Annotated in this window: 17 protein-coding genes; 9 read left to right on the top strand and 8 right to left on the bottom strand. The window is 68.3% G+C overall.

The window, feature by feature from the left end; genetic code table 11:
• Positions 1–159: 159 nt before the first annotated feature.
• From CIK77_RS11320 to CIK77_RS11305, 4 genes are read right to left on the bottom strand one after another with little or no spacing between them, the layout of a single operon-like run.
• On the bottom strand, positions 160–1,602 hold the full coding sequence (locus CIK77_RS11320) for a hypothetical protein (RefSeq protein WP_140403482.1): 1,443 nt from the start codon (positions 1,600–1,602) through the stop codon (positions 160–162).
• Entirely contained in the window at positions 1,592–2,359 is a 768-nt protein-coding gene (locus CIK77_RS11315) for a TIGR03943 family putative permease subunit (RefSeq protein WP_114347256.1), read from the bottom strand. The genes CIK77_RS11320 and CIK77_RS11315 overlap by 11 nt, the downstream gene beginning before the upstream one ends.
• Positions 2,349–3,353, bottom strand: a complete 1,005-nt coding sequence (locus CIK77_RS11310) for a permease (protein WP_087053852.1) — start codon at positions 3,351–3,353, stop codon at positions 2,349–2,351. The genes CIK77_RS11315 and CIK77_RS11310 overlap by 11 nt, the downstream gene beginning before the upstream one ends.
• Positions 3,350–3,751 carry a Fur family transcriptional regulator gene (locus tag CIK77_RS11305; protein WP_087053758.1) on the bottom strand — a complete coding sequence of 134 codons (402 nt, stop codon included), beginning with the start codon at positions 3,749–3,751 and terminating at the stop codon, positions 3,350–3,352. The genes CIK77_RS11310 and CIK77_RS11305 overlap by 4 nt, the downstream gene beginning before the upstream one ends.
• A gap of 348 nt (positions 3,752–4,099) precedes the next feature.
• On the opposite strand from CIK77_RS11305, the gene CIK77_RS11300 reads away from it, so the two are divergent.
• The 6 genes from CIK77_RS11300 (at position 4,100) to CIK77_RS11275 (ending at position 12,485) form a co-directional block, all read left to right on the top strand.
• On the top strand, positions 4,100–5,212 hold the full coding sequence (locus CIK77_RS11300; protein WP_170934023.1) for a LacI family DNA-binding transcriptional regulator: 1,113 nt from the start codon (positions 4,100–4,102) through the stop codon (positions 5,210–5,212).
• Positions 5,199–6,824 (top strand): FAD-dependent oxidoreductase, encoded by a 1,626-nt coding sequence (locus CIK77_RS11295; RefSeq protein WP_212647432.1) that lies wholly within the window; start codon positions 5,199–5,201, stop codon positions 6,822–6,824. The genes CIK77_RS11300 and CIK77_RS11295 overlap by 14 nt, the downstream gene beginning before the upstream one ends.
• Positions 6,825–6,869: 45 nt before the next feature.
• Positions 6,870–8,177 carry an ABC transporter substrate-binding protein gene (locus tag CIK77_RS11290; RefSeq protein WP_087053756.1) on the top strand — a complete coding sequence of 436 codons (1,308 nt, stop codon included), beginning with the start codon at positions 6,870–6,872 and terminating at the stop codon, positions 8,175–8,177.
• Positions 8,178–8,183: 6 nt separating this feature from the next.
• Positions 8,184–9,155 carry a carbohydrate ABC transporter permease gene (locus tag CIK77_RS11285; protein WP_087053755.1) on the top strand — a complete coding sequence of 324 codons (972 nt, stop codon included), beginning with the start codon at positions 8,184–8,186 and terminating at the stop codon, positions 9,153–9,155.
• The gene (locus CIK77_RS11280) at positions 9,145–10,083 is read left to right on the top strand and encodes a carbohydrate ABC transporter permease (RefSeq protein WP_087053754.1); all 939 of its coding nucleotides are present in this window, start codon (positions 9,145–9,147) and stop codon (positions 10,081–10,083) included. Before CIK77_RS11285 ends, CIK77_RS11280 begins: the two co-directional genes overlap by 11 nt.
• 86 nt (positions 10,084–10,169) lie before the next feature.
• On the top strand, positions 10,170–12,485 hold the full coding sequence (locus tag CIK77_RS11275) for a DUF1349 domain-containing protein (protein ID WP_087053753.1): 2,316 nt from the start codon (positions 10,170–10,172) through the stop codon (positions 12,483–12,485).
• A gap of 106 nt (positions 12,486–12,591) precedes the next feature.
• Here CIK77_RS11275 and CIK77_RS11270 read toward each other — a convergent pair whose 3' ends face one another.
• From CIK77_RS11270 to CIK77_RS11260, 3 genes are all read right to left on the bottom strand, one after another.
• Positions 12,592–13,488: a metal ABC transporter permease gene (locus CIK77_RS11270; protein WP_087053752.1), complete on the bottom strand. Its 897-nt coding sequence runs from the start codon at positions 13,486–13,488 to the stop codon at positions 12,592–12,594.
• Positions 13,485–14,315, bottom strand: a complete 831-nt coding sequence (locus CIK77_RS11265) for a metal ABC transporter ATP-binding protein (RefSeq protein WP_087053751.1) — start codon at positions 14,313–14,315, stop codon at positions 13,485–13,487. The genes CIK77_RS11270 and CIK77_RS11265 overlap by 4 nt, the downstream gene beginning before the upstream one ends.
• A gap of 100 nt (positions 14,316–14,415) precedes the next feature.
• Positions 14,416–15,546 (bottom strand): metal ABC transporter solute-binding protein, Zn/Mn family, encoded by a 1,131-nt coding sequence (locus tag CIK77_RS11260; protein WP_087053750.1) that lies wholly within the window; start codon positions 15,544–15,546, stop codon positions 14,416–14,418.
• 154 nt (positions 15,547–15,700) lie between these two features.
• On the opposite strand from CIK77_RS11260, the gene CIK77_RS11255 reads away from it, so the two are divergent.
• A complete protein-coding gene (locus CIK77_RS11255) occupies positions 15,701–16,279 on the top strand; it encodes a GNAT family N-acetyltransferase (RefSeq protein WP_087053850.1) in 579 nt (192 codons plus the stop codon).
• Positions 16,280–16,319: 40 nt separating this feature from the next.
• On the opposite strand, the gene ykgO is transcribed toward CIK77_RS11255, so the two are convergent.
• A complete protein-coding gene (gene ykgO / locus CIK77_RS11250; RefSeq protein WP_087053749.1) occupies positions 16,320–16,442 on the bottom strand; it encodes a type B 50S ribosomal protein L36 in 123 nt (40 codons plus the stop codon).
• 108 nt (positions 16,443–16,550) lie between these two features.
• Between ykgO and CIK77_RS11245 the strand changes: the two genes are divergently transcribed.
• Entirely contained in the window at positions 16,551–17,558 is a 1,008-nt protein-coding gene (locus CIK77_RS11245; RefSeq protein WP_249268464.1) for a GTP-binding protein, read from the top strand.
• A 100-nt stretch (positions 17,559–17,658) separates the two neighbouring features.
• Positions 17,659–17,906, top strand: a 248-nt coding sequence (locus CIK77_RS11240; protein ID WP_147271152.1) for a hypothetical protein, incomplete at its 3' end; no start/stop codon positions are given.

The following is a 17,906-nucleotide window of genomic DNA, read 5'->3' as shown; positions in this document are numbered from 1 at the left end:
GAAGACCGGTGATGATGTCCATGAAGTTTCCTTCCTCAGGCGGCGGGCCGTTCCCACCGTCGCACACCACCATATTGGGGTACAGGCATACATAGGAAGACTTCTGCGAGAACTTTTTACGTCGATTTCATGAAACCCGACCGCAGAAGCAGTCAGAGATCACGGCCCGGCGGCGCACCACGAGACGCCGAAGCCCGGCAGCGCGGCAACCCGCTCCCCCGAGTCGATGTCGTAGACGAGTGTGTCGACCTGGGCAGGCATCGGCAGCGACATGGTGTCGTACGGATTCGATGCCAGATCCCCCGCAACGGTTGCGGCGACATAGCGCGCGCTCGGCGACAGGCAGGTCTGCAGCAGCGCGTCCGGCATATCGATCGTGACCACCTCGCGCGCCGTGCCGTCCGCCGCGACGAACGTCACCTGCTGCGCCGTCGGCACGCCGTCTTCGCCGAGCACCGTGTACTGGCGCACTGAGTCGACGCCGCCCGTTTCTCCCGTCGCCGATGGCAGCGGAAGCACGTTCCCGAGCAGTCCGGGCTCGGGGTCGGGCGCCACGAGCGGCTCCTCGTCTCCCGTGGCGAGGTCGATCCACACCATCCCGTCCTCGAGCCGCTCAACGATCGCAGTGTAGGTGCCGCGGGCGACCGCGTCGATGTCGACCGCAGATCCGAGCACGCCGGGTTCGGCGTCGGAACCCGGTTCTACGATCACGAGCTCGCCGGTGAAGTCGATCAGCAGGACGGCGGACGAGTCGGGCACGAACTGCCACGTGTCGACGCTGGGCACCTCGCCCGCGACGGCGACCGCACTGGGCGCATCCCCCGGCGCACGCAGCGACGCGGTGAACAGCTGAGCCTCCCGCTCCGGCGCCTCGCCAGAGCTGGCCGGCAGGTCGGTGTAGGTGTAGCCGATGCGACCGCCGCGCTCTGAGAGCTGCAGGTTCCGGATCGTGCCGTCACCGGGCAGGGCGAACTCTTCCGCAGCAGAGCCGTCGTCGTTCATCCGGATGAGGGACGCGCTTCCGTCCGAATTGCGGACGGAAGCGACGATCAGGCCGGCCGCTGAGCGGAAGTCGTCGATCTCCGGCGAGGCGAACACCGTCTCGCGGTCGGCACCGTCGAGTCCGGTGCGGTAGATCTCGTCGTCGCCCTCCGTGCGCTCGAGCAGGAACACTGTGGCCGGCGGGGTGCGGAAGTCGGTTTCGAGCGTCGAGACAGGGCCCCCGCCTACCGCGCGCACGCCGGGCACCGAGATCCGGTACTCCGTGTCGTCGTCGAGCGGCGCCGTGAAGCGCACGCCGATCTCGCGACCTGCCGCGTCGACGGTGAAGGGCACGGCAGGTGTCACCTCGACCTGGTCGTGCGAGACCTCCCCGAGCGCCTGGTTGGCGGTCAGGATGACCCTGCTTCCCGACGACTCCGCTGCGGCCTGCGGGTCGACGACCACGCTGCTCACACGAGGGCCCTGCGTGAGGCTGACGACGGACCCGGCCGCCACGGCCACGACGAGCACGCCGACCACGACGGCGAACGCCGCAGCGAACCGGCGCCGTCCCTTTCGCATGCGCGCTTCGCGGCGCCCAGCCGAACGCTCAGTACTCATATGGCTCGTCCGGCTCGTCGATCGGCGTGATCTCATCCGGCTCGACGGTGAGTGCGCCCTGACCGGTCGCCGTCACCGTGCCTGTCACCTCCACCCACTGCCCCTGCTCGAAGCTCTCATCCGCTTCGATCGGCACGTAGGCGGGCTGGGCATCGATGACGCAGTGGGTGATGACCAGGCGCCCCAGGCGGAACCCGTCGTCGCCCGGGGTGACGAAGCCGGTGAGTGTGACGGGCGCGCCGTCGAAGGTGTCGGGGTTGGTCGACCTGGCGAACGCGGCGGCCCAGCCGCCGACGCCGAACGAGTCGGTGTCGACGGAGGCGGCGAACGTCACCTCGTCGGCCCCGGCGAACAGCGGAGCCGTTCCCGTGTCGCGCTCCAATGCCAGCTCGACGGACAGCGAGCGCGGCGGAAGCAGCACCGCGCCGGCGCCCACCAGCGTCGCCACGACGCCTCCTGCGATCGCCGCGGCCTTGGCCCCGGTCGCGCGCGCGCTGGGCGCGGCGTGCTCATGATCATCCGGATCGCTGTGGTCGTGGCCGTGGTCGGCCTCCGCTCCCAGCGGCAGCGCAAATGAGCACACGGCGCCGACGAGTGCGATCAGCGCCATCGCAACCGCGAACGGCGTCTGCGCCGGATTGATGAACAGCGAGAGGCGGTCGGTCGCGACGAGCCCCAGCGTGAATACGGCGAGCGCCGAGGTGAGCCCGACGCCGAGCCAGCGCACTCCGATCGAGCCGATGCGGTCAGACGACAAGGTTCACCCCGATTCCGATCGCGACGGCCGTGAGGATGACCACGGCGACGATGCCGGCGATCACGCGGGTCGTGTACGTCGTGCGCATCAGCGCCATCATCTTCAGGTCGACGACCGGCCCCACCAGAAGGAAGGCGACGAGGGAGCCCGGTGAGAAGGTCGCGGCGAACGACAGGGCGAAGAACGCGTCGACATTCGAGCAGATCGCGACGGTGATGGCCAGCAGCACCATCGCGACGATCGACAGCACGGGGTTCGAGCCGATGGCGACGAGCAGGCTGCGCGGCACCAGCACCTGCACGGCGCCGGCGACGGCCGATCCGATCACGAGCGCGGGCATCACGGCGCGCAGCTCGACGACGAACTGGGCGACCGTGCGGGCCGCGCGCGAGCTGTGATCGTGCGATGCCGTCTCACAGGTCTGGGCGAAGCGCCCCGTGAGCAGCGCCTGCGGATCCGGATGCCTGCTGTACAGCCAGCCGACGAGGTTGGCGATCAGGTAGCCGCCGACCAGCCTGGCGATGAGGATGCCGTCGTCGAAGCCGAACGCCTGGTGCGTGGTGATGATCACGATCGGGTTGACGATCGGAGCCGCCACGAGGAACGCGAGCGTGTCGGCCGGGCCGACGCCCCTCATGATCAGGCCGCGCGCGAACGGGACGTTGCCGCATTCGCACACCGGGACGACCATGCCGACGAGCGAGAGCACCGCGCGACGCGCCCAGGCCGCACGGGGCATGATGCGTTCGATCACGCCTGACGGCACCCACACCTGCATCACGATCGAGAGCACGACGCCGAGCATGACGAACGGCAGCGCCTCGATCAGCACGCTGAGCGAGAGGGTCAGCCCGTCCTGCAGCCTGGTCGGCAGCGGGTCGTCGAAGATGCCAGGCGCCAACACCGCGATCGCGACGAGGCAGGCGACGGCGGCGATGCCGACGACCGGGCCCTTCCAACGACGCGTACGCGGACGCTCGGCGATCTGGGTCATCGAGAGTCGCGGGCTGCGGCGCACGCCGCGCACAGCCCGAAGATGTCGATGACGTGCTCGGCCTCGATGAAACCGTTCTGCGCCGCCGTGTCGCGGGCCCACTTCTCCACGGCCGTCGCCTCGATCTCCACGGCAGTGCCGCATGAGCGGCAGATCAGGTGGTGGTGGTGCCCGCTGCTCTCGCATGCGCGGTAGAGCGCCTCGCCCTCGGGGCTCTGCAGCGAGTCCGCCTCGCCGCTGGCGGTGAGGCCTGCCAGCGTGCGGTACACGGTGGCCAGGCCGATGCCCGTCTCGGCGTCGCGCAGCACCTGGTGCAGCGTCTGCGCGCTCACGAAACCCTCAACCTCGCCGAGCGCGTTCCGCACGCGCTCGCGCTGCCACGTGTTCCTCTGGGCCATGGGGAGAGTCTACGGCGCCCAGCTCAGATGCGGCTGGTCGCGACTTGCGCCGCATCTGCGCATCCCCGCCGAGCGTGCCCCTTTGCACCGAGCATGGCACCTGTGTGCGTGCGCAAGTCCCACACTCGATCACAACCGGCACTTTCGCAGGCGCGGCGCGGGAGACAAGGGGATCAGGCGGTGACAGGTTGCCGACGTCCGCCGATAATGCGGATCGGCGTGCGCGATGGGCGGAATCACACCGCAGAGGCCTGCATTAATAATGCGCATTATCTTCTTGACCGCGCTTTCGCCGCCCCGCAGACTTCTGTGTCATCGCCCCAGCGTTCGCAGATTGAGGAGGATCGGATGCCGCGTCATCGTTTCACACAGGCCGATGTCGCCGCGATGGCCGGCGTCAGCCAGTCCACCGTGAGCTTCGTCTTGAACGGCAACGCTCCCGCTGGCGTTCGCATCTCCGAGGAGACCCGCAGCCGCGTGCTCGACGCCATCCGGATCACCGGCTACTCCGCGAACCCTGTCGCCAAGCGCCTCGCGGGCGGCCGAAACCAGATCCTCGGCGTCTTCACCTACGAGTCGACCTTCCCGCGCGGCGGTCAGGACTTCTACGGCGCATTCCTTGTCGGCATCGAACACGCTGCGGAGAAGCTCGGCGTCGACATGCTGCTGTTCACGTCGGCGCGGGTCGTCGAGGGGCGCCGCCGGCTGGCCAGAGACGGCTGGCAGCGGCTCGGCATCGCCGACGGCTGTCTGCTGCTCGGCCAGCATGAGGACCGCGGCGAGCTGCAGCACCTGCTCGACACAAACTATCCGTTCGTGTTCATCGGGAAGCGCGTGAGCGAGGGGCGGATGCTGCCGTATGTCGGCGCCGACTACATCACCGCCACCTCGCGCCAGGTGGAGCGACTGCTCGCGGCGGGGCACACCCGTATCGGGTATGCGGGGCCGCAGTCGACCGACCAGCCCACGCTCGACCGCGTCGAGGGATACCGGAACGCGATGCGCGCCCATGGCCTGCCGCTGCGCTTCGTCGACGTGCACGACGTCACGGGTGCCGCGCAGGAGATCGCCGAACGCCGTCTCACCGCGATCCTGGTCGCTCCGGAGAACTACCCGGAGGAACTCGCAGACGAGCTCCTGGCGCGGGGACTGAAGGTACCGCAGGACGTGTCGATGCTGCTGCTCGGGCAACCGCTGCACCCTCGGCACGGCGGTCGCATCTGGTCGGGCTTCGCCATCCCGCGCGAGGAGATGGGCGCACGCGCCCTCGTGCTGCTGTCTCGGATCGTCGACCAGGAGTCCCCTGCACCCCGCTCGCCCGATGGCCGGATGCAGAATGCGCCGGCGCTCGACGACGAAGACTTCCATCAGATGCTCGATTGCCCCGACGTCGACGGCGAGACCCTCGCCGTGGCGGCCACCTCAGACAACGAAGAAGGAACCATTCGTGACCACGCGTGAACTGACCACCGACATCCTCGTCGTCGGCGCCGGACTCGGCGGCGTCGCCGCAGCCCTCGCCGCCGCAGACCGCGGCGCGAACGTCATCCTGACCGAGGAGTTCCCATGGATCGGCGGACAGCTCACGTCCCAGGCGGTGCCACCTGACGAGCACCCGTGGGTGGAGGAGTTCGGCGTCACGGCTCGCTACCGCGCGCTGCGCGACAGCATCAGGGACGTATACCGGCGTCGGTATCCTCTCACCGACGCCGCCCGAGCCAGGGAGGCTCTCAACCCCGGCGCCGGCTGGGTCTCGAAGCTCTGCCATGAGCCGCGCGTCGCCGTCGGCGTGCTCGAGGAGATGCTCGCCCCGCACCGGTCATCCGGGCGCATCCGACTGCTCGAGCGCACCCGACCCGTCGCCGCGACGGTCGACGGTGACCGCGTGACGGCCGTCACGCTCGAATCGGTCACAGGCGGCGAGCGCACCACGGTCACAGCTCCGTACGTGATCGACTCCACCGAGACCGGCGAGCTGCTGCCGCTGACCGGCACCGAGTACGTCACCGGATTCGAATCGCGCGCCGAGACGGGAGAGCCGAGCGCCCCGGATGTCGCGCAGCCCGACAACGTGCAGGCGCTGAGCGTGTGCTTCGTCGTCGAGCACGTCGACGGCGACCACACCATCGAGCGCCCCGCCGACTACGACTTCTGGCGCGACTACGCGCCGGATGCCTGGCAGGGCGAGCGGATGCTGTCGTGGACGGCCCCGAACCCGCGCACGCTGGAGATGGGCACCCGCGAGTTCGACCCGAACCCCGGCGACGACGCACTCGCCGTCGACGCCGACCAGTCACGCAACGCCGGAGATCACAACCTGTGGCTGTTCCGCCGGATCGCCGCCCGTGATCTGTTCGCCGACGGGTTCTACGCCAGCGACATCTGTCTGGTGAACTGGCCGAGCATCGACTACTTCGTCGCGCCGGTGCTCGACGCGCCGCGCGAGACGGAGCTCGAGCGCTACGACGCGGCCAGACGGCTCAGCCTGTCGATGCTCTACTGGATGCAGACCGAGGCACCTCGCCCCGACGGCGGCGCCGGCTTCCCAGGCCTGCGGCTGCGACCGGATGTGATGGGCTCGGATGACGGGCTCGCGCAGGCGCCGTACCACCGCGAGTCCCGCCGGATCAGGGCCCTGACGACCATCACCGAGAACGACGTCTCCTATGCCGTGCGCGGCGACGCGGGCGCGACGCGCTATGAGGAGTCGGTCGGGGTGGGCATGTACCGCATCGATCTGCATCCCTCCACCGGCGGCGACACCTACATCGACGTCGCGTCCACGCCCTTCGAGATCCCGCTCGGCGCGCTCATCCCCCAGCGGATGACCAACCTGCTCGCGGCGAACAAGAACATCGGCACCACGCACATCACGAACGGCTGCTACCGGCTGCACCCCGTCGAGTGGAACATCGGCGAGGCGGCCGGTCACCTCGCCGCGTTCTGCACGGCGACGGGCACCACACCGCATGCCGTGCACGCCGACCCCGCACAGCTGTCCGCCTATCAGGGCGAACTCGACGCGGCGGGCGTCGAGCGGCACTGGCCCGACGGCCGCGTGCACGCCTACTGAGCCCCCTACGCACACTCGAGAACTCTCAATGAAGAGGAGAACATCATGATCCATCCGCAATCGCGCCGCAGGCGCGCACTGCTCGCGGTCGCAGGCGGCGTCGCGGCTGCCGCGCTCACCCTGGCTGGCTGCAGCAGCTCCCCCACAGAGACAGAGACTCCCGACGAGCCGGTGGAGCTGCGTATGACGGTCTGGACGGCCGACGAGACACAGCTCGGCCTGTTCCAGGACATCGCAGATGCCTACGTCGCCGCCAACCCGGATCTCGTCTCGGACGTGACCTTCGAGTCCATCCCGTTCGAGGACTACACCACGACGCTGACCACGCAGCTCGCCGGAGGCAACGCACCGGATATGGGCTGGATCCTGGAGAGCTACGCTCCGGAGTTCGTGCAGAGCGGGGCTCTGGTCGATCTCGCGCCGACGCTCGAGGAGACCGACGGATACGCCTACGACGACCTGCTTGAGTCGTCGCTCGCGCTCTGGCAACAGGACGACGGCCTGTTCGCCTATCCGTTCTCGAACAGCCCGTTCGCGATGTTCGTGAACACCGACCAGCTCTCCGCCGCCGGCCAGGACGACCCGGCCGGCCTCGTCGCATCCGGCGACTGGACCTTCGACGCGGCCCGCGACATGTCGGCGGCCGCCGCAGAGGAATCCGGCAAGCAGGGACTCGTCGTGCGCGACTTCGAGTACCAGGCCTGGGAGAACCTCGCCACCGTGTGGAACGGCTGGGGCGCTGCGCCGTGGAGCGACGACGGCACGCAGTGCACGCTCGCCGACCAGGACATGGTCGACGCGATGACATGGATCCACAATGCGACCTTCGATGACGACGCGATGCCGCAGCCCGGCACCACCGCGGACTTCTTCGCGGGGGACGCCGCGATGACCATCACGCAGATCAGCCGCGCATCCTCACTGGACGATTCCTTCGAATGGGACCTCGTACCGATGCCGGCGGGCCCTGCAGGCCAGCAGAACGTGATCGGCCAGGCCGGTATCGGCGTATTCGCGAATGCCGAGCACCCCACCATCGCCGCGGACTTCCTCGCGCACTTCACCAACCCTGAGAACGCTGAGAAGCTGGCGACGTACTTCCCGCCGCCGCGCGAGTCGCTGCTGAACTCCGAGACGCTGGCATCGGCGAACCCGAATCTCAGCGAGGACCAGCTGCAGGCCGTCGTCGTCGACGGCATCCAGGACGCCGTCACCAAGCCGACGCACGCGAACTTCGCGAAGCTGCAGGACACCGTGCGCTCCGAGCTCGACGCGATGTGGAGCGCCGATGCCGACGTCGAGAGCGTGCTCGACGACACCTGCGACGCGATCGCACCTCTGTTGGAGGGTTGATACCGGATGACCACCACAGCCGCACCCGGAGCGGTCGAAGCCGCGGGGCGGGGACGCGCAGGGCGCGCTTCCCGTCCCGCGGGTGGGCGCAGACGCGTGTCCGCGGCCAGACGGAGCGACTGGATCGTGGGCTACACGATGGTCGCGCCAGCCGTTCTCGGCGCGTTCGCCTTCGTCATCGCACCGCTGGTCGCCGTGTTCTGGTTCTCGCTGCACGACTGGAACGTGCTGGCGAACACCTTCGTCTTCTCGGGCGCTGAGAACTACGAGCGGATGCTGACCGACCAGGGACTGCACGACTCCCTGCTGGCGAGCCTCTGGTTCTCCATCGGGCTCGTCGTGCTCAACATCGCCCTCGCTCTGTTCCTCGCAGTGCTGCTGAACCAGAAGCTGCCTGGTACGACGACTTTCCGCACCTTCTTCTTCTCCCCCGTCGTCGTGTCGCTGGTGGCATGGACGATCGTATGGAGCTTCCTGCTGCAGGCTGACGGCGGCGTGAACAGCTTCCTCGCCCTCATCGGTGTAGAAGGGCCGAACTGGCTGCGGCACGACGTCACGGCGATGATCTCGGTGATCGTGGTGCAGGTGTTCAAGAACGTCGGCATGAACATGATCCTGTTCCTGGCCGCCCTGCAGGGCGTGCCGGAGGAGATCATGGAGGCCGCGCGCATCGACGGCGCACGCGCGTGGCGCCGGTTCCGCTCGATCACGCTTCCGATGATCAGCCCGACGATCCTGCTCACGTCGATCCTGACCATCGTCGGATCGCTCGAGGTGTTCGCGCAGATCGCGGTGCTCACCGGCGGCGGACCGGGCAACTCGACCACCGTGCTCGTCTACTACCTGTATCAGCAGGCGTTCCGCTTCAACGACTTCGGCTACGCCAGCGGCGTCTCCGTCCTGCTGTTCCTGATCGTCCTGGTGCTGACACTGATCCAGTGGCAGACGCGAAAGAGGTGGGTCTTCCATGAGAACTGACGCTCCACTGGCCGACGTCGATCCGGTCGACACCACATCCGTCGTGACCGGTTCGACCATCCCGCCTCGCCGGGCGCGTGCTGGCGGCTCGCGCACCAAGCGTCGTTGGACCACGATCGGCCTGGTCGCGCTGCTGGCCGTGCTCAGCATCCCGTTCATCTTCCCGACCTGGTGGATGGCCACATCCAGCCTGAAACCGATGAGCGAGATCCTGCGCAGCGTTCCGACGCTGTGGCCGGAGAACCCGAGCTTCGACGCATACGGCGACGTGTTCCGACTGCAGCCCTTCGCCCAGCAGTACTGGAACAGCCTCTACATCGCGATCATCGTCACGGTCGGCACCATGCTCGTGGCCGCGATGGCCGGCTACGCCTTCGCGCGCATCCGGTTCCCCGGCGCGAACGCGCTGTTCCTGATCGTGCTGGTGGGGCTGCTCGTGCCGAGCGAGGTCACGATCGTTCCGCTGTTCCGGCTGGTGAACGCTCTGGGCCTGATCGATACGCACTGGCCGCTGATCATCATCCCGATCTTCGGCGCACCCGCGGTGCTGAGCGTGTTCATCATGCGGCAGTTCTTCATCAGCCTGCCGGGTGAGCTGGAGGAGGCGGGTCGGATGGACGGACTCGGCAGATGGGGCATCTTCTGGCGGATCGCGTTCCCGCTGGCACGCCCCGCGCTCGCGGCCGTGGCGATCTTCACCTTCCTGAAGTCGTGGAACCTGTACCTCGAACCGATCGTCTACCTGTCGAGCAAGGAGATGTTCACTCTGCCGCAGGCGCTCACCCAGTACGTCGACGCGTACGGCGGCCCGATGTGGAACGTGCAGCTCGCCGCGACGACCCTCACCGTCGTTCCGGTACTGGTGGTGTTCCTGTTCGCCCAGAAGCAGTTCGTGCAGGGCCTCGCCCAGACCGGCCTGAAGGGCTGAGTCGCAGCTCATCATGCGGGCGCCGGATACGAGGTGCCCGGTACTCGTCGCGCCCGGATCCGGGCGCCCAACGAAAGGGAGCAGGAATGAGATCCACCATCAGACGTCTGCGCAGAGCCGCGCTGACGATCGCCGCAGTCGCCGCGGCGGCGACCGTCGCCTCGACCGGAGTGCTTCCGGCCTCCGCGACCACGGCGGCCGCGGCATCCGGCGCCGTCACCGCCTCGGAAGTGGCTCCGCCGCCCGATGACTGGCCGGAGTTCGGCTACCAGGGCATCGTCACCGACAAACCCGAGATGGACTTCGGCGCGAACGAGTACATCTTCCCGAGCGTGTTCCATGCCGGCGCGCACCTCGAGAACCCGCTCGGCGAGTGGTACCTGTACACCGCACCGCACGATGATCCTGGCGGCATCATCCTGATGTACGCCGACAGTCCGGAAGGGCCGTGGACGGAGTACCAGGACAATCCGCTGATCTCGCACGTCTGGGAGCCGCACTACAACCTCGAAGACGGCAGGCCGGGCGCGCGACATGTCTCGTCACCCGACGCGTTCTGGAACTCCGAGGAGGGGAAGCTGTTCCTCTACTTCCACGGCGACAACTCCGTCACCCGATACGCCACCAGCGACGACGGCGTCACCTTCGAATACGGCGGCGAGGCGGTCACCAATGCGATGGGCGATGCACCCGGAACGCCGAAGGTCACGGAGTCCAGCTACGCACGCGTCTTCGACCACCCCGATCCGGACTCGGAGTACGAGTACGCGATGTTCTACATGGCCAATGACGACGCACCTGTCGACGGCGGGCTCCGGGGCATCCGTCGCATCCGCCTCGCAGAGTCGGTGGATGCCCGCACCTGGGTCGTCGACCCGGTACCCGTCGTGGAGCCGGGGGTCGAAGAGGGCGCGAACGTGTCGGCTGCGAACCTCTGGGAACACGACGGACAGCTCTACGTCATCTACCACGCCTCGAGCGGGAAGAGCTACGCACGGACGATCGACCCGACGCTGAGGGATGTCGGCGATCTGCCGATCGTGCTGCATGAAGCCAGCGGACTGGGCACCGACACCGGCCGCGTGGCCGCACCGGAGATCGTCGAAGACGACGGCGAGACCTACCTCTTCTACGAGTCGGGTGATCGGCTGGGCGGCACCATCGCCTGGGCGAAGGCGGGCGCGGATACGGTCATCGAGCCGCCGTTCGGTGGTTTCCCCGTCGATGAGGACAACCCGGTGTTCGCCACGTGCGCAGCGCCGGGTTCCGACGAGTTCGACAGTGCGCTCGGCGACGACTGGGAGCGCACGGTCCGTGAGGAGCTCGCACGGCACGAGACGACGGGCGGTGCCCTGACCGTCCCCACCTACGCCGGCGGCGTCGCGGCAGCCCCGCTGGTGCAGCAATCCCTCCCGACTGGCGCGTGGCAGGTGACCACGAAGGTGAGCATCGACCCGTCGCAGAAGTACCAGCAGGCCGGGTTGCTGCTGTACGCATCCGACGATGATTACGTCAAGCTCGACATGGGCCAGGCGAAACCCGGCCGCGTGGCCGAGCTGGTGTCGGCGGGGAGTCCGTCGTTCACTACGCAGCAGCGCTACGCCGGCTCGGAGGTGTGGCTGCGGCTGACCAGCGACGGCACGCAGATCGAGGCATCCGTGTCGCAGGATGGTACGACCTTCGACCCGATCGGGTCACGGTTCAGCGCTGAGGCTTCGCCCGGCGTCCCCCGGTTCTCGCACGTCGGCCCGTTCGCGTTCCGAGGCTCGGCGACGACCCCCGAGATCACGGCGAGCTTCGACTGGTTCCGATTCTCCCCCGACGCGACGGCCTACGAGGACTGCATGACTGGTCCGGATGATCCGGGCACGGACCCGGACGATCCCGGGACGGATCCGGATGACCCCGGCACCGATCCCGACGACCCGGGAACCGATCCGGATGACCCCGGCACGGACCCCGACGACCCGGATGCTCCGGCTCTGGCGGCGGCGCTGACGCACGCGGAGCGGATGCCCGGCCAGCAGCAGTCGATCACCGGCAGCGGCTTCGCACCAGGCGAGATCGTGGCAGGCGTGATGCACTCTGACCCGTTGGACCTGGGCGAGGAGACCGCGAATGCCGATGGCACGGTCTCGTTCACCTGGACGATTCCGAGTGACACGGGTGCGGGGCGGCACGAGGTCACGCTCACCGGCGCCGATTCCGGTGCGGTGAGCGCCGACTTCCGTGTCGTCGCGAGCGCAGGAGTCGACGACGGCCGGTCGGAATCCTCGGAGTCCGGCGATCTCGCCGCCACTGGCGCAGATCCGGGTCCCGCCGCGATAACCGCCCTTGTGCTGCTCACCCTCGGGGCCGCAGCCCTTGGTGCAGGGCTGGTCCGCCGCCGCCACAACGGCTGACCTCGCCGAACGTGCCCCTTGTGATCGAGCGTGGCACCTGTGTGCGTGCGCTGCACACTCGATCACAAGTGGCACGCTGGCGGAACTGGTACGGGAGTCGCGGGGCTCAGGCGGGGGTGGGCTGCTCGGTGCGGTGGCGGTTCCGGATGGCGCGCTCGCGGCTCCAGGCGATGATGCGGCACACGATGTAGATCAGGAACGAGATCGTCGTGATGTAGGGGCTCACCGGCAGAGTGCCCGCGATGGCGAGCATGATGCCGCCGACGGCGGAGACGAAGCCGAACAGCGCGGACAGCAGCGGCACCGCGAGCGGGCCGTGCACGATCTTCATCGCAGCCGCGGCCGGTGTGACGAGCAGCGCCATCACCAGCAGCGCGCCGATGATGTGCACGGCGACCGAGACGACCAGCCCCATCAGCAGCATGAAGACCATGCTGATCACCGTCGATGGGACGCCGCGCGCTGCGGCGGAGGCCGGGTCGAGCGAATCGAAACGCAGCGGGTTCCACACCAGCACCAGCACCACGAGAACCGCGGCGGAGATGCCGATCAGCCAGCCGAGATCCGGTGTCGTCACCGACACGATCTGACCGGTCAGCAGGCTGAAGCGGTTGGCGCTGCGCCCCTCGTACAGCGACAGACACAGGATGCCGATGCCGAGCCCGAAGGGCATCAGCACGCCGACGATCGAGTTGCGGTCTCTGGCCTTCGACCCCAGCAGTCCGATCAGCAGGGCCGCCGCGACGGCACCGACGAGTGATCCCGCCACGACGGATGCTCCGGCGAGCAGAGCGATCGCCGCGCCCGCGAATGCCAGCTCGCTGACGCCGTGCACGGCGAAGGCCATATCGCGCTGCATGATGAACACGCCGATCAGCCCGCCGACGATGCCGAGCACGCCGGCGGCGATGATCGCGTTCGAGACGAGCTGGAGCAGGGCGCCGTAGTTCTCGAAGGACAGCACGTCGCTCCACTCCAGCGCGGGGACGATACGACTGATCATGTCTCGTCCTCGTGGTTGTGCTCCGCCGCGAACTCGTGATCGTGGTGCGCATCCGCATCCGGAATGCCGACGACCACCAGACGATCGCCCGCCTGCATCACGAACACCGGGGCGCCGTACAGGTCGGTGAGCACGTCGCTGCGCAGCACCTCCTTCGGCGTGCCGAGTGTGAAGCGCCCGCCCGCGATGTACAGGATGCGGTCGACGTGATCGAGGATCGGGTTGACGTCGTGCGTGACGAACACCACGCTCGCCCCGCGCTCGCGCCGTTCCCGGTTGATGATCGAGGTGACCGCGCGCTGATTGGCGAGGTCGAGGCTCGACAGCGGCTCGTCGCACAGCAGCAGGTCGGGGCTGTCGGCGAGCGCCTGACCGATGCGCAGCCGCTGCTGCTCGCCTCCGGAGAGACGGCCGACCGGACTGTCGGCGTAGCCTGTCGCGCCGACAGCATCGAGCAGCTCGTCGACCCGCGCCCGCGTGCCGGGTCGCGGGATCGGAGGCCCGAACCTGGCCCCGTTCACGCCGAGAGCCACGAGGTCGCGACCGCGCAGGTTCGTCTCAAGCGGGAACGCCCGCTGCTGCGGAACGTATCCGACGCGCGGGTTGCCGCGGCGCACCCGCTCACCCGAGACCCGGATCTCACCCTCGCTGAGGCGCTGCAGGCCGAGGATCGCGCGCAGCAGCGTGGTCTTGCCCGACCCCGACGGACCGAGCACGGCGAGGAACTCACCGGGGTCGACCTGCAGATCGAGGCCTGCCCACAACTCGCGACCTCGGAGCGCCATCCCCGCCCCGCGAACGTCGAGGACGGGGGCGCGTGAAGACATGAGAACGATTCTATCCCTGATCCTGATAACAGTTTTCATCCGAACGCAAGCCGCCGGATGCCCCTGTGCGGGAGGAGCATCCGGCGGCCGGGTTCGTGGGTCAGTCGTCGAGTGCGGAGGCGAGCGCGTCGATGTTGGCCTGCATCCAGGTCACGAAGCTCTCGCCCTCGGGGAGCGTTTCGGCGTATTCCACAATCGGCACGCCGCCCGACTCCGCGGCGTCCTGCACGGCCGAGGTCTCGGGTCCGGCGGTCTGCGGGTTCAGCACCAGCACGTCGACGTCGCCGTCCTCGAGGGCTGTCGTCGCCTCGAGCAGCGTGGCAGGTGCGACCTCCTGGCCGTGCTCGACGGCTTCGGCGAATCCATCGGCAGTGACGTCCTCAAGGCCCGCCGCCGCAGTGAGGTAGCCGCCGACCGGCTCGGTGAACGCCACCGTCTGCCCTTCGTGATCGGCAGCGATGGTCTCGAGATCGCCTTCGAGACCCTCGAGCTGAGCGATCAGTTCGTCCGCATTCGCGGAGAACGTGTCGGCCTCATCCGGGATCAGCCCGCCCGCCTCCTCGGCGATCGCCTCGACGACATGGATCACCGTGTGCGGGTCGTACCAGACGTGCTCGTTGAAGCCCTCGACGTGGTTGTGCTCGTGCTCGCCGTGCTCGTCGTCGGCGTGGTCGTGCTCCTCGCCTTCGTCCGCGTGATCGTGATCGTCGCCCGCGTGATCGTCGCCTTCGTCGGAGTGGTCATGCTCGTGTTCGGCATGTTCATCGTCCGCGTGGTCATGCTCGTCCTCGGCATGCTCCTCGTCCGCGTGATCGTGCTCCTCGTCGGCGTGGTCGTGACCGCTCTCGCCGTCCTCGCCCGGGTAGTCGTGGTTGTGCTCGACGGCCATGACCGAGTGCTCGACCTCGCCGGATTCGACGAGCTGCTCCATGTAGTGGTCATAGCCACCGCCGTTGAAGATCGCCAGATCGGCCTCGGTCACCGCGAGCTGGTCCTGCGCCGTGGCCTCGTAGTCGTGGGGGTCGACCGTCGGAGAGTCGATGATCGCACTGACGTCGGCGGCATCACCCACGACGCTGGTCGCCAGGTCGGCGTAGACACTGGTCGACGCGACGATCGAGACGCCGCTCGAGCTCTCACTCGCTTCCGAGTCACCGGAGGATGCGCAACCGGCGAGCGCGAGCCCGGATACGGCGATGAGAGAGAGAACGGGAAGGGTGCGACGTGTCATGCGCTCATCGTACGCCTATCGATAATCGTTCTCCTAATCAGGCATACGACATCCGGTGCGGCACGACGACCGCGCGCGACGGAGACTCCGAGACCGCCCGCATGCCGGCACAGCAGACCTGGTCACGACCACGACCGTTTCGTATTCTGGGCGCATGCCGACCATCACGACGACCCCGATCACGGCCGACCATTGGGACGATGTGCAGGAGATCTTCGCCGGCGGCGGCGACGGCCCCTCCTGTCAGTGCATGTGGCCGATGCTGCGGCAGGTCGATTTCTCACGCACGCCGACCGACGAACTGACCGACAGCTTCAGATCCGAGACCGCGACGACGCCGGCTCCCGGAGTGATTCTGCACGTCGGTGGCGAGCCCGCAGGCTGGGTGCGCGTCGGACCCCGCCTCACCCAGAAGCGCCTCGCACACACCAGGGGGCTTGCCGAGGCGAGCGCCGAACCGCTCGACGACGAGGCCGTGTGGGCCATCACCTGCTTCTCGATTCCGCGGAACCACCGCGGCACCGGCATCATGAGCCTCCTGCTCGATGCCGCCGTCGCGCACGCGCGCGAGAACGGCGCGCGTGTCGTGGAGGCCTACCCGCGCGACCCGGCGAGACGGAAGGCATCGTCGAACGAGCTGTTCGTCGGCACCCTCGCGACCTTCACGCGGGCCGGATTCGAGGTCGTCGCGCCTCTCGGCGCCTACAAGCAGGTCGTGCAGCTGGCACTCTGAGACTTCTGGGCGCACCGCCGGTGCACCCAGAACCGCGCGGCTACCCCTGCCGCCCCTTGAAGCGCGGGTTCTGCTTGTTGATGACGTAGGTGCGGCCGCGGCGGCGCACCACCTGGGCGCCCGGCTGCTTCTTCAGAGACCTGATCGACGCGCGAACCTTCATGGCGCACCCCTTCGTCCACGGCGCTCCGCGCAACGTCGGCGCACCCAATTATCGATAACGGTTCTCATTACTCTATCCTAGAATCTCCGCCAGTCCGAAGGGAGCCCCGTGAGCACCATCACCGAGGTCGTCGCCGTCGTCGGCACCTGCGCGCCGGAGCGCGCCTCGTTCGCCAGGCGGTTCGCCGAGCACACCGATCGATCGCTGCACACGGCCGCGCGCATCGCGATGTCACCTGACCCCGTCGACGAGGCGCTCTCCCTCGCACCGTGGAGCGGCGACCGGGGAGCTGTGATCGAATTCCCTCCGACAGTCCCTCCGACCGAGATCATCGGCCGGTTCGCCGAGCCCGACTCCCCCGCGCGGCTCGTCGGCATCACCTGCGTCGTCGACGCGACGCACATCGTCGACGACCTGCTCCGCGAGGACTACGTCGTGCAGCGGTTCTCCTCTGGGCGTGTGCACCGCGCCAGGGCGCTGGCGACCGCGACCCAGGTCGAGTACGCATCGACGATCGTGATGGCCGGCTGGGAGCAGCTCTCGACCCCGGATCTGTCGCTGATGATGGCGCTCGTGAGCGCGCTGGCCCCACGGGCGAGGCTCCAGTTGCATCCCTTCCAGGGGATCGCACGCGAGGTGCCGGTCCCTCAACCGGATGCGCAGGACCGACCAGGATGGATCTGCCTGCTGAACGACGATCATGCGCCGCATATGACGGACGACAGGGTGAGCGCCATCCGCTACCAGAGCACGCGGCTGTTCCATCCGGTGAGGCTGCGCCGCCTGCTGGATGAGGAGCTCGAACGAGGCGCGTTCGGCACGGTGCTGCGGTCCGTCGGATTCTGCCGCCTGGCGACACGGCCGGGAACGACCGCGCACTGGGAGCACGTCGGCTCGATGTTCTCGCTCCCGCCCGTCGCCGTGGACGAGGATCTGGGCGCTGACGACGAGATGCTCGCTGTCGGCCAGGACATCGCATTCATCGGTCTCGACGTCGACGCCGCGGCCCTCACACGAGCGCTCGACGACGCTTGCCTGACCGACGAAGAGTTCGCCGCCGGCCCCGTCGTCTGGCGCACGCTCTCCGACCCGTTCCCGGCCTGGGCGACGGCGTAGGGCACATCGATCTCGTCAACGCGCACGATCCCGCCCGTGTTCTCCACAGCCGGATTCTGCGGATGCGGGAATGTCGGCGGCTCGCCGTAGCCTCAAGGGTATGACCAACATCCTCCTCACCGACGCGCACGTGGATGCGCTGTTCGACGAGGAGGACGCGGACGACGGGCGCGCACTCGCATCGCGCATGCCGGTGCGCGTGCTGCGCGCGGAGACGGGGCGCGAGTTCTCGGCGGCGCTGGTCGCCGTCGGCGCGCTGAACGTCGAGGTCGAGATGCACGCCTCAGGCGGCGTCGAACTGTGGTGCGGGCACTGCGGCGCCGGGATGTGCGCGCACGGCGCCGCAGT

It is taken from the genome of Microbacterium sp. JB110, assembly GCF_003335195.1.
In the GTDB taxonomy this organism is placed as follows: domain Bacteria; phylum Actinomycetota; class Actinomycetes; order Actinomycetales; family Microbacteriaceae; genus Microbacterium.
Note: the sequence above shows the minus strand (reverse complement) of the source record. Positions and strands in the feature narration are given on the sequence as shown.